Genomic DNA, 11,444 nt, shown 5'->3' with positions numbered 1-11,444 from the left:
AACGTCCGCGTGGTCAGGACCGTCGACCGAGACCTCTACCGCGAACGCAACAAGGTCGAACGGTTCTTCAATCGTCTCAAACACTTCCGCGGCATCGCAACGCGATACTTCAAAACCGCAGCAAACTACCTCGCCGCACTTCACCTCGCTTGCTCAAGGCTCTGGATCAGACATTATGAGTCCACGACCTAGCGCGCGGCTGCCGCCCAGGGCTCCTACCCGTTCGGGTAGGGGCCCATCCATGTGCGTGCAGGCGCCGGGGCCCGCTCCGGGGCAGACTGGGGCACACGTGGAGAAAAGCGATGCATGTCCCTGTTGCCTTTCGCGCGTTGATCGCGCCGCTCGCCATTGCCCTCGGGCTGGTCATCGGGCTGCCCCTCGGCCCGCAGCCCGCCCCCACCTCCGCCGCGACCCCTGCGTCGGAGCCCGGGGCGGCGGTCGCGGGCGGCGCCCTTGCCATCCAGTTGCCCGGCTCCCCCGCGCTCACGCTGGACATGGAGACCCTGCGCAGCCTGAGACGTACCGAGTTCACCACCACCACGATCTGGACCTCTGGCCGGCACAGCTTCGCCGGCGTGGCGCTTTCGGATCTTCTCGCCCACCTCGGCCGGCAGGCCAGTGCGGTGCGGGCTACGGCCCTGAACGACTATGCCGCCCTGATCCCGGCGGCGGACCTGCGCCCCGGCCACGGCCCGATCATCGCCTACGAGATGGACGGCGCCCCCCTGCCCCGACGCGGCTTCGGCCCGCTCTGGATCATCTACCCTTTCGACGCCTCGGCGGCCTTTCGCACAGAAAGCGTTTACGCTCGCAGTGTATCACACACAGCTTAATAGGCTGACGCTGGTGCCCTGACATGACGGCAGGGGGCGCGGCAAACAGGGAGGCAAGGGGCTGGATGCAGGACGGCCAGGGCGATGACGCCATCTCACGCGGGTATCTGAAATGGGTGTTCGGGCTGGGCGCCCTGCTCTGCGCGGTCGCGATTCTGTTTCTCGGCCGCAGCGTCTACAGCGATCTGTCGGATCTGCAGTCGGCCGACCACGACAGCGTGCAATGGACGCTGTCGCAGATCGAGATCGAGTTCCTCGATTTCCACATCGCGCTGGAAGAGGTGGAACATGAGCCCGAGCCCGATTTCGCCCGGGTGCGCAAGGATTTCGACATCCTCTACAGCCGCAACGAGATCCTCGCGCGGGGCTCCTCCTTCGCCCAGGCGCGGGCCAACCCCGAAGTGCAGGCCGCGCTGGACGAGATCGGCGCATTTCTCGAATCCGCCGTCCCGCTGATCGACGGCAGCGACGAGGCGCTCAAGGCCGCCGTCCCCGATCTGCTGGACGCGGTGGAGAAGGTGCGCCCGCAGGTGCGCACGCTCTACCTCGCCGGCCTGTCCGCCTTTGCCGATTCCTCGGATACGACGCGGGCGCGCATGTCCTCCACGCTCACGGGCTACCCGATCTTCACCGGGGTGCTGATGGTGGCGCTGGCCCTGCTGGCGGCCTATTCCTGGCGCGAGCACAGCCGCAGCCAGGCCCGCGGCGCGCGCCTGGCGCGGGCCAACGCCCACATGGAGACGATCCTCTCCACCGCGCTGGATGCGGTGATCGTGTCGGATTCGCTGGGGCGCATTCTCGATTTCAACCCGGCGGCGGAAAACATCTTCGGCCACCGTTTCGAGGATGTGCGGGGCCGCAAGGTGGGCGATCCTATCGTGCCGCCCGAACTGCGCGAGGCCCATGCGGCCGGCATGGCGCGCATGGCGGCCACGGGCGAGAAGAAGCTCGTCGGCAAGGGGCGCATCGAGCTTGAGGCCCTGCGCAAGGACGGCAGCCGCCTGCCGGTGGAACTGGCGCTGCAATCGGCGCGCAGCGACGAGGGCGAGATCATCATCGCCTTCATACGCGACATCACCAAGCAGAAGGAAAGCGAGGCCGCGCTGGTGGAGGCCCGCGACGCCGCGCTGGCCGGCGAACGGGCGAAATCGGAGATCCTCGCGGTGATGAGCCACGAGATCCGCACCCCGCTCAACGGGCTGCTCGGCAACCTCGCCCTTATGGCCGATACCGCGCTCGATCCCGAGCAGCGGCGGTATCAGACCAACATGGAAATCTCGGGCCGGCAGCTGATGCAGCACGTCAACGCCATTCTAGACATCGCCCGTTTCGAGGCCGGCAAGCTGCCGGTGGAAAAGGCGCCCCTGCATCTGGGCGCCTTCCTGCAGGAGATCGTCGATGGGCAGGCCGGCGCCGCCGAGAAGAACGGCACCGCCATCAGCTGGGCCTGGGCCGGCACCCCGATGACCTGGGTGGAGGCCGACCGCAACCGCATCGAGCAGGTGCTGCTCAACCTCGTCGGCAACGCGATCAAGTTCACCCGCAACGGGCGCATCGACATCGAGGTGGAGGTGGACGGGCAGGCCGAGCCCGGTGCGCCCAACGTGGAATTCCGCGTGATCGACACCGGCACCGGCATCCCGGAAGCGGATCTCGTGCGCATCTTCGAGGATTTCGAGACCAGCGGCCCGACGACCCACAGCAACGAGTCCGGCACCGGGCTGGGCCTGTCGATCGCGCGGCGGCTCGTGCAGTTGCTGGGCGGCGAGATCGGCGTGGAAAGCACCGAGGGCGAGGGCAGCGTGTTCTGGTTCCGGCTGCCGCTGGCCCCCTGCGCGGCACCGGATGCACACGCGCAGGCGGAAGGCGCGGCCGCGGAAGAGCGCATCCCGCCGATGCATGTGCTCGTGGCCGAAGACAACGAGATCAACGCCTTCGTCGTGAAGCGCCTGCTGGAAAAGGGGGGCCATCGCTGCACCCTGGTGGGCAATGGCGCCGAGGCCGTGGCCGCGGCCTGCAACGGGGGCTACGACGTGATCCTGATGGACATCAACATGCCGGTGATGGACGGGCTGACGGCCACGCGGCAGATCCGCGACCCCGCCCACGAAGCCCATGACGTGCCGATCTACGCCTTCTCGGCGAACGTGCTGCCCGAGCACAAGGAACGCTACCTGCAGGGCGGGATGAACGGCTTTCTCGGCAAACCCGTCTCCGCCCGCGAGATCAACGGCGTGCTGCGCGAAGTCGCCGGGCTGCGGGTCCGGGCGGCGGCGGCGCCGGAGGGGAGAGGCGCCCAGCCCGTCGAAAGGGCCGCCGAGACGGCCGCCGCGCCGGATGCGGCCGCCCCCCTGCGCAATGACGACACCGTGGAGCTGATGGGCGCAGACACCTACAACGCCATGCTCGACCGCTTCGTGGAAGAGATCGATGCGCTGCTGGAGGCCGCCGAGGCGCGAATGGCCTCCGAAGCCGCCGAGGCCGGCGTGGAAATCTCGGGCCTCGCCCACAAGGCACTGGCCTCGGCGGGGCTGTTCGGCGCGGAGGAGTTCGCCACGGCGCTGCGCACGCTCGAGATCCGCGGCAAGACGGCCTCCGGCGCCGATCTGCGCGCCGCCGTCGATACGCTGGCCGCGCAGTGGCGTCAGACCCGGCCCCGGCTGGCCCGGGCCTGACGGCGAGGCCGTGTCGCGCCCCGCCCGTGGCCTGCCCCGCCTGCGCCTCGACGCACCGGCCGCGCAGCCACGGCCGGGCGCTTGTGCCATGCGGGTTGGCTGAGGAGTGCCGCCGCACGAAAGCGTTCGAATGCCGCGTGCCGCTGCCTTGGTTCGGGCTTTGCTTCTGACATGCGGACATGCCGCCGAGCCTCGTGAGGCCCGCGCGCCCGGTATGTGGGAACTGGCCGCGAGGGGCGTGTTGCACCACACTTCATGCCAGGGCGGGGGCTGTCTGCAACTCACATAATTCTGATGCGGGGGGCTGTCTGCCCCTCACTTTAGGCTAGTGCGGGGGGCTGTCTGCCCCCCGCGGCCCCCCCGAGGATATTTTCGGAACAAAGTGGGCTCAGTTCAGGGCGAGCGCCACGCCCACGAGCCCGAGCACCCGCGCGACCTCGGCGATGTTGGTGACGGTGCTGTCGTAGCAGGCCAGCGCGTCGCCGGGCAGGATGTAGGGATCGTAGTCATCCCGGTCGCCGCGATCGAGCATGGCCTCGATGTCGCGGTGGATCACCACCGAGACCCCGGTTTCGGGGTTGCGCGACAGCAGCGCCGCGGAGCGGTGGGCGGAGCTGGTCTTCGCGCCGCCGACGCAGTTGCTGTCCACGACCGCCTGCAGGAAGCGCGTGCCGTAGGGCATTTCGCGCACGTCGCGGCCGATGGCGGAGTTGGCGTTGTGCTGCGCCGGTTGGGTGAGGTTGGAGAGGAACATCGACACGCCCGGCGGGCTGATCGGGCTGGGGCGCATCAGATCGTCCTGGAAGCATTGCCGCGAAGGCACGAAGATGGTGTCGCCGGTGATCAGCATCACGTCGACCATGTTGCGCCCCTCGAAGACGCCGCGCATGTCGATCACGTGCAATTGGCCGTTGCGGCGCAATTCCACCGCCGAGATGTCGGCATCGGGGCGCACGCCGCCCACGGCCCGCAGGGCGGCCGAAAGGTTGCGCGCCTCGGTGGAGGCGCCCAGCGCGAGCTGGCGCTCGGTATCGGTTTCATCCCCCGACACACCGCCGATCTCGACCTGGTGGGGCTCGAAGACGGCGCCGGAAACGCCCACGGTCACGGAGGCGAAATCCGCGATCCGCACCGAGAGCGGCGGTAGGGTTTCGTAGAGGCCCGAGGACAGAAGCTCCTGCTCCAGCCGGGCCTCGATCTCTTCCACGCTGCGCCCCTGCGCCGGGATCGGCCGCAGGAAGGGCAGTTTCAGCGCCCCGTCGCGGGAGATCACGTAGCGCCCCGTGAGATCGGCATCCGCGCCCACGCGCACGTCCACGATGTCGTTTCGCGAAACCTTCTCGCCCTGCAGGGCGAGGGTGTTGAGCCCGCCGCCCTTGCCGGCTTCGCCGCCGCCATCCCCGCGCCACGGCAGGCATTTCTGCGCGTTCATCAGCGCGGATCGCAACACGGGCTGGCCCGTCTGCCGCGGCTCGGGATCCCGGTATTGTGCCTGGTATCCGGCCCCGCGCGAGACCGGCTCGATGTTCTGGGGATCGCCCACGGGCGTGCAGCCGGCCAGGAGGCCGGCGAGTCCGAACAGGAGCGCCCGGGGCAAGGCCGCCCTTCGCGTTTCGGTTTGGAACACCTGCTTCACCTCGATTTTTTTTAGCGACACTAGAGCATTAAAGGCCGCGCCCGCCCAGCGCGAGCGCCCCGGCCGGATCGCATTCCTATCCGAATGGGATAATTCTGCACCAATTTCTCCGCCGGTGATCCGCCCGGCAGCGCGCGGAAGGCGGCCCTGAGCGGGTAGCAAGGAGGCAGAGATGTTCAACGAGTGATCCGATGCGCCCGACCCACCTGCCCGCCAAGACCTTTGCCGCCAACCTGATGGCCTACGGTGCCAGTGAAGTGGCCGCGAAACTGTCGCGGCTCTTCGTCGTCTTCGCCGTCGCCCGCGCGCTTTCGCCCGAGCAGATCGGCACCGCGGCGGCCGCGCTGGCCGTGGCCGAAATCGTGAAGGCGATGACGGAGACCGGCGTGGTGCAACGGGTGATCGCGGCCGAGGCCGATGCGCTCGAAAGCACCTGCAAGGCTGCCCGCCGCATCGTCTGGGGCTGGTGCCTCGGGCTCTTCGCCCTGCAACTGGCCGTGGCCGCGGGTTTCTGGGCCGCGGGGCTGCCGATGGTCGGCGGCCTGCTGGCGGTGGCGGCGCTGGAATACCTGTTCATGCCCGGCGGCATCGTGCAGGCGGCGCTGGCGATGCGCGACGGCAAGATGAAGCAGATGGCCGCCATCTCCGGCGCGCAGATCGTGGGGGCGAACGCCGCCGCCGTGGCGCTGGCGCTGGCCTTCCCCTCGCCGCTGGCGCTGATCCTGCCGCGCGTGCTCTCCGCGCCGCTCTGGCTGATCGCCGTGCGCCGCCTGCGGCCCTGGGCGCCGGTGGCAGGCATAACCGCGGCCCCGATCCGCCCCTTCGCCACCTTCGGCGCGCCGATCCTTGGCACCGAGATGGTGAAAGCGCTGCGCCTGCATGCCGACAAGCTGCTCGTCGGCGCGCTGCTGGGGGCGGATGCGCTCGGCTACTACTTCATGGCCTTCAACGCCGGCCTGAGCCTTGCCACCTCCTTCACCGCCGCGCTCGGCACGGTGCTCTTCCCGCAGCTCTGCGCCGCCGGCAAGGGCGCCTCGCTCCAGGCCGCCGGCATCGCGCTGGCGATGATCGCCCCCGTGGTGATCGCGCAGGCCCTGCTCGCCCCGCTCTACGTCCCTGCCCTGCTGGGCGCGGACTGGGCGCTGATCGCCCCCACGGTGAGCGTGCTCTGCCTTTCGGCCCTGCCGCTGACGCTCTGGACCGTCTGCGCCGCGCAGTTGCGCGCCGAGAACCGCCCGCAGGTGGAACTGTGGATCACGCTGGCGCTCACCGTGGCGCTCGCGGCCTCCACCGTGGCCACCGCACCCTTCGGGCTGACGGCCATGGCCTGGGGCTACCTCGCCACCTGCTGCCTGATCCTCGGCCTTGCCGCCTTCCGCATCCTCACCCCCTTCGCCGCGCAAGCCCCGCGCACCATTCAATCCGAGGCCTGATCCGATGACGACTTTCTCCATCATCCTGCCCTGCTACAACGCGCAGGCCACCATCGCCGCCACGCTCGACAGCCTGATCGCCCAGAGCTTCGGCGACTGGGAAGCGATCTGCGTGGACGACGGCTCTTCCGACGCCACCTGCGCCATCGTCGAAGCCTATGCCGCCCGCGAGCCGCGCATCCGTCTGATCGACGAGGGCCGCAACGGCCCCTCCGGCGCGCGCAACCTCGGGGCCGCCCGCGCGAAAGGCCGGTTCCTCGCCTTCTGCGATGCCGACGACCTCTGGACCGAGACCAAGCTCGCCGATCTCGCCGAGGCCTTCGCCAGCACCAGCGCCGATGCGCTCTACAGCCGGATCGCCTTCTTCACCCGCGAAGGCGTGGCCGCGACGACCTCCACCGTGCCGGAAGGCGCGCTGACGATCGCGCAGCTTCTGGGGGAAAACCCGGTCTGCACCATGTCCAATCTCACCGTGCTGCGGGATGTTTTCGCGATGACCGGCGGCTTCGCCACCGACATGGCGCAGAACGAGGACCTGGAATGGCTGATCCGCGCCGTGGGCGAGGGCTGCGTGATCCGCGGCCTGCCGCAGCTGCACGTCTGGTATCGCGCCTCCGCCGGCGGGCTTTCGGCCGATCTCGACAAGATGGCCGCCTCCCGCCAGATCGCCCTGGCCACCGCCGCCCGCTACGGAGTGCAGGCCACGGCCGAGAACGAAGCCGTCTACCTGCGCTACCTCGCCCGCCGCGCCCTGCGGCTGGACGTCTGCGGCACCAAGGCGGCGCGGCTTGCGGCCGCCGGCCTGCGCGCCTCGCCGCGCGCCTTCCTTTCGCCCTTGCGCCGGGGCGCGCTGACCGCGCTGGCCGCCGCCGCCGCCCCCGCCCTGCCGCGCGCCCTGCGCCAATCGCTCTTTGCCCAATGAACTTGCCCAGCAATCCCGTTCGAAAGTGATACCAATGCCCCGTTTCAGCATCGTCGTTCCCGCCTTCAACGCCGCCGCCACCATCGCCGAGACCCTTCAGTCCCTGCAGGCCCAGAGCTTCAGTGATTTCGAGGTGGTGATCGTGGACGACTGCTCCATCGACAACACCGCCGAGGTGGCGGCGCCCTTCCTTACCGACAGCCGCTTCCGCTACATCCGCCAGGCCAACCGCGGCCTTGCCGGGGCCCGCAACTCCGGCATCCACGCCGCCCGCGCAGCCCTGATCGGCTTCTGCGACTCCGACGATCTCTGGGCGCCCGGCAAACTCTCCGCCCACGCTGCGCATTTCGACAGCGATCCGCTGCTCGGCCTCTCCTACGCCGGCAGCGCCCTGATCGACATGGAAAGCCGCCCGCTCGGCATCTCCCAGAGCCCGCGCCTCACCGGCATCACCCCGGCGCACATCCTGAAACGCAACCCGGTGGGCAACGGCTCCGCCGCCGTCATGCGCCGCGCGGCGCTTGAGGATATCGCCTTCCGCCAGCCGGCGCACTCCAGCCGCATCTGCTACTTCGACGAACGCTTCCGCCAGTCCGAAGACATCGAGTGCTGGCTGCGCTTCGCCCTCACCACCGGATGGAAGATCGAGGGCGTTCCCGGCGATCTGACGCTCTACCGCGTGGCCCCCGACGGGCTTTCGGCCAGCACCGAGAAACAGCTCGCGAGCTGGGAGAACGTGATCGCCAAGCTGCGCCCGCTGGCGCCGGAGTTCTTCGCCGCCCACGAGGGCGCGGCCTGCGCCTACCAGCTGCGCTACCTCGCCCGCCGCGCCGTGGCCGCCGGCGACGGGCGGGCCGCGCGCCACTACCTGCGCCGCTCCCTTGCGGCCTCGCTGGAGCCGGTCGTCGCCGAGCCGGTCAAGAGCCTGACCACCGCAGCCGCCGCCCTCGCCCTCGCCGTTCCCGGCATCGACCCCCTTCGTTTCACCCGCCGCGCCGCCTGATCGCAGCCCGCCCAAAGGAGACAGCCCCATGACCAAGCAACAGATCCTGCACCTGATGGACGACACCACCGCCGGCGGCGTGATGCGCGTCGTGGACTACATCACCGGCTGCCCGGCCATCGGCGAAGAAGCCGAGCACCGCGTGCACGTGCTTCCGCGCCGCGGCGCGATCCTGCCGCCGCAGACCGGGGTGGACGTGATCGTCTCGCACCTGACGGTGAGCTGGCGCGCCCTGCCCGCGCTGATCGCCCTGCGCGCGATGCACCCGGCGGCCACGCTGATCCATGTCGAACACAGCTACACCGCCGGTTTCGCCGCCCGCAAGGTGCGCCACATGGGCCGCTTCTGCACCCTGCTGCGCACCGCCTACGCGATGATGGACGGGATCGTGGCCGTGAGCCGCGACCAGCGCGACTGGATGCTGCGCGAAAAGCTTGCCCGCCGCGAGAAGCTGTTCCACATCAGCCCCTGCGTGGATCTCGCCGATTTCACCGCCCTTCCCGCCCCCGAGGGCGCGCCGCGCGTCTTCGGCCTCATCGGCCGCCTGCACGAACAGAAGGGCTTCGCCACCGCGATCAACGCCTTCAAGGCCACGCGCAACCCGGCCCTCCGCCTGAAGATCTTCGGCGCCGGCCCGCTGGAGGAGGAGCTGAAGGCCCTGGCCGAGGGCGATGCCCGGATCAGCTTCGAGGGCTTCCGCGCGGCCCCGGCGCAGGCCATGGCCGAGGTGGACTGCGTGCTGATGCCCTCGCGCTGGGAGGCCTTCGGGCTGGTGGCGCAGGAGGGGCTCGCCGCCGGGCGCACGGTGCTCGTGGCCGATGTGGACGGGCTGCGCGACCAGATCGCCGACGGCGCCCTCAAGGTGGAGGTCGGCACCTGCGCCGCATGGCAGGACGCCATCGAGACCGTGGCCAGCGGCGCTTTCGCCGACCGCCCGCGCCCGGTGTTGCAGGGCGAAGCCCGCTTCGCCGCCCGCTGGCTCCAGATGCTGGACACGCTGCGCCCCGCGCAGGCCGACTTGCAGACCGGCACGCAGGCGCAGGCAGCCCCGCTGGCCGCCTGATCCCGATCCGGGTTTGCACGGGCGCCGCGCAGCCGCTAGCAAGGGAAGGCAAGGCAGCAAGGGAGGCAAGCACCTTGGCGGATCTGTTTTCTCTGGCGGGCAGGCGCGCGCTCATCACCGGCTCCACCCAGGGCATCGGCTTCGCCCTGGCCCGCGGGCTGGCCGAGGCCGGCGCCGAGATCGCCCTGAACGGGCGGGATACCGCGAAGCTGGAAACCGCCGCGCGGCAGTTGGAAAGCGAAGGCGCCACCGTGCATCGCCTGCCCTTCGACGTCACCGACCACGCCGCCGCCCGCGCCGCCGTCGATGGCTTCGAGGCCGGCATCGGCCCGATCGACATTCTCGTCAACAACGCCGGGATGCAGCACCGCACGCCTCTGGAGGATTTTCCGGAAGCGGCTTTCGATCAGCTGATGCAGACCAACATCGCCAGCGTCTTCCACGTGGGTCAGGCCGTGGCCCGCCACATGATCGGGCGCGGCGCGGGCAAGATCATCAACATCGCCAGCGTGCAGTCGGCCCTCGCCCGCCCCGGCATCGCCCCCTACACGATGACGAAGGGCGCCGTGGCCAACCTCACCAAGGGCATGGCCACCGACTGGGCCCGCCACGGGCTCAACTGCAACGCCATCGCGCCGGGCTATTTCGAAACCCCGCTCAACGCCGCCCTGCTTTCGGACCCGGATTTCTGCGCCTGGCTCCAAAGGCGCACCCCGGCCGGGCGCTGGGGCAAGGTGGAGGAACTGGTGGGCGCCTGCGTCTTCCTCGCCTCCGGCGCCAGCAGCTTCGTCAACGGCCACGTGCTCTACGTGGACGGCGGCATCACCGCGTCGCTCTGATCCCCACCATGGCGTCGGGCCAGGGCCGGAAACCAAGGCCGCACGGGAAAGAAAACGTTTGAAACCAGCCGCTTGGCGATGCGCTCGCCTGAAGGGCCATCGTGGTGCGGGTGGAGGGACTTGAACCCCCACGCCTCGCGGCGCCAGAACCTAAATCTGGTGCGTCTACCAATTCCGCCACACCCGCACGCGGCCGCCCCGCCCATGGGGCAGCGGCCGTTTCAGGCTGATTACCAGAGCCCGGAAACGGGTGCGAGTGAAAAATCACACCCGCACCGGAAAGCAGAAAAAGGCTTTTCGTAACGCGGTTTTAAGCTATGCTGGCCCCAATAATAAAGGCAGGTCAGAGCGAGATAGCCCATGGAACCGAAAACGGTCGGGCATTGGCGCGGGGGATTCCCCGCGAAGGCACCAGTGCAGCCAGGCGCAGGCATTGCGCATGGCACGTCAATCCTCACCCTCGATGGCGCGCTGCCGGTGGAGTTCCTCTGCCCCGGCGATCGGCTCATCACCCGCGATACCGGCATGGTCCGGCTCCTCGGCGTGGAGAGCTTCGAAGCCACCTGCCGCGCCGTCCGGGTGGGCGCGGGCACGCTGGGCGCCGACTGCCCCGAAGGCGATACGCTTCTGCACCCCGAACAGCCGGTGCTGCTGCGCGACTGGCGGGCCACGGCACTGCATGGCGCGGCCCGCGCGCTGGTGCCCGCCAAACGGCTCGTCGACGGGGAGTTCATCCGCCGCGAAGCAAGGCCGCGCACACGCCGCTTCACCGCGCTCTTCTTCGAAGGGGCCGAGGTGATCTATGCCGACGGGTTGGAACTTGGCAGCCACATGCCGCCCCTGCCGACGGCCCGGCCAGAAATCCGGCCAGAAATCCGGCCCGAAGCCCACACCACCGCCACCCTGCGCTGACTAGGTCGTGAACTCATAAACGGGATTCCGTTTTTGGCGGTGTGATGATTCACTTTCGGAAACGGAGGTGAGCATGACGGGCAGACACGATGTGAGCGATGCGGAATGGGCGGTGATCTCGCCGCTGT

The 11,444-nt window shown here is 69.5% G+C and carries 10 protein-coding genes and 1 tRNA gene; 9 read left to right on the top strand and 2 right to left on the bottom strand.

Annotation, left to right across the window (positions count from 1 at the left end):
- From PSA7680_RS18040 to PSA7680_RS18030, 3 genes are all read left to right on the top strand, one after another.
- Positions 1 to 192: transposase (locus tag PSA7680_RS18040; RefSeq protein ID WP_217808362.1), on the top strand; the 192-nt coding region annotated here is incomplete at its 5' end.
- A gap of 110 nt (positions 193 to 302) precedes the next feature.
- Positions 303 to 833 carry a putative pterin-binding protein gene (locus PSA7680_RS18035; protein ID WP_085870054.1) on the top strand — a complete coding sequence of 177 codons (531 nt, stop codon included), beginning with the start codon at positions 303 to 305 and terminating at the stop codon, positions 831 to 833.
- A 65-nt stretch (positions 834 to 898) separates the two neighbouring features.
- Positions 899 to 3,508, top strand: coding sequence for a hybrid sensor histidine kinase/response regulator (locus PSA7680_RS18030; RefSeq protein ID WP_085870053.1), 2,610 nt, complete (start codon positions 899 to 901; stop codon positions 3,506 to 3,508).
- 388 nt (positions 3,509 to 3,896) lie between these two features.
- Here the strand turns inward: PSA7680_RS18030 and PSA7680_RS18025 are convergent, their stop codons facing one another.
- Positions 3,897 to 5,105 carry a polysaccharide biosynthesis/export family protein gene (locus tag PSA7680_RS18025; RefSeq protein WP_245824752.1) on the bottom strand — a complete coding sequence of 403 codons (1,209 nt, stop codon included), beginning with the start codon at positions 5,103 to 5,105 and terminating at the stop codon, positions 3,897 to 3,899.
- A gap of 230 nt (positions 5,106 to 5,335) precedes the next feature.
- Here PSA7680_RS18025 and PSA7680_RS18020 point away from each other — a divergent pair, with 230 nt between their 5' ends.
- From PSA7680_RS18020 to PSA7680_RS18000, 5 genes are all read left to right on the top strand, one after another.
- Positions 5,336 to 6,577 (top strand): oligosaccharide flippase family protein, encoded by a 1,242-nt coding sequence (locus PSA7680_RS18020; protein ID WP_085870052.1) that lies wholly within the window; start codon positions 5,336 to 5,338, stop codon positions 6,575 to 6,577.
- Positions 6,578 to 6,581: 4 nt separating this feature from the next.
- Complete coding sequence (locus PSA7680_RS18015; protein WP_085870051.1) at positions 6,582 to 7,499, top strand: glycosyltransferase family 2 protein; 918 nt, start codon at positions 6,582 to 6,584, stop codon at positions 7,497 to 7,499.
- Between the two features lie 34 nt (positions 7,500 to 7,533).
- A complete protein-coding gene (locus PSA7680_RS18010) occupies positions 7,534 to 8,502 on the top strand; it encodes a glycosyltransferase family 2 protein (RefSeq protein ID WP_085870050.1) in 969 nt (322 codons plus the stop codon).
- Positions 8,503 to 8,530: 28 nt separating this feature from the next.
- On the top strand, positions 8,531 to 9,565 hold the full coding sequence (locus PSA7680_RS19030; protein WP_085870049.1) for a glycosyltransferase: 1,035 nt from the start codon (positions 8,531 to 8,533) through the stop codon (positions 9,563 to 9,565).
- Between the two features lie 74 nt (positions 9,566 to 9,639).
- Positions 9,640 to 10,404 (top strand): SDR family oxidoreductase, encoded by a 765-nt coding sequence (locus tag PSA7680_RS18000; RefSeq protein WP_085870048.1) that lies wholly within the window; start codon positions 9,640 to 9,642, stop codon positions 10,402 to 10,404.
- A 102-nt stretch (positions 10,405 to 10,506) separates the two neighbouring features.
- Here the strand turns inward: PSA7680_RS18000 and PSA7680_RS17995 are convergent.
- A tRNA-Leu gene (locus tag PSA7680_RS17995) sits at positions 10,507 to 10,591 on the bottom strand.
- Positions 10,592 to 10,818: 227 nt separating this feature from the next.
- Between PSA7680_RS17995 and PSA7680_RS17990 the strand changes: the two genes are divergently transcribed.
- On the top strand, positions 10,819 to 11,316 hold the full coding sequence (locus tag PSA7680_RS17990) for a Hint domain-containing protein (RefSeq protein WP_176244182.1): 498 nt from the start codon (positions 10,819 to 10,821) through the stop codon (positions 11,314 to 11,316).
- The last annotated feature ends 128 nt before the right edge of the window (positions 11,317 to 11,444 follow it).

Origin of the sequence: Pseudoruegeria aquimaris (genome assembly GCF_900172235.1) — a bacterium.
Taxonomy (GTDB): domain Bacteria; phylum Pseudomonadota; class Alphaproteobacteria; order Rhodobacterales; family Rhodobacteraceae; genus Pseudoruegeria; species Pseudoruegeria aquimaris.
This window is presented reverse-complemented; position numbering and strand designations above follow the sequence as displayed.

What these genes read in the sequence shown, in the direction of transcription:
- PSA7680_RS18035 (WP_085870054.1), top strand. Translation starts at nt 303, where the DNA reads ATGCATGTCCCTGTTGCCTTTCGCGCGTTGATCGCGCCGCTCGCCATT.
- PSA7680_RS18030 (WP_085870053.1), top strand. Translation starts at nt 899, where the DNA reads ATGCAGGACGGCCAGGGCGATGACGCCATCTCACGCGGGTATCTGAAA.
- PSA7680_RS18020 (WP_085870052.1), top strand. Translation starts at nt 5,336, where the DNA reads ATGCGCCCGACCCACCTGCCCGCCAAGACCTTTGCCGCCAACCTGATG.
- PSA7680_RS18015 (WP_085870051.1), top strand. Translation starts at nt 6,582, where the DNA reads ATGACGACTTTCTCCATCATCCTGCCCTGCTACAACGCGCAGGCCACC.
- PSA7680_RS18010 (WP_085870050.1), top strand. Translation starts at nt 7,534, where the DNA reads ATGCCCCGTTTCAGCATCGTCGTTCCCGCCTTCAACGCCGCCGCCACC.
- PSA7680_RS19030 (WP_085870049.1), top strand. Translation starts at nt 8,531, where the DNA reads ATGACCAAGCAACAGATCCTGCACCTGATGGACGACACCACCGCCGGC.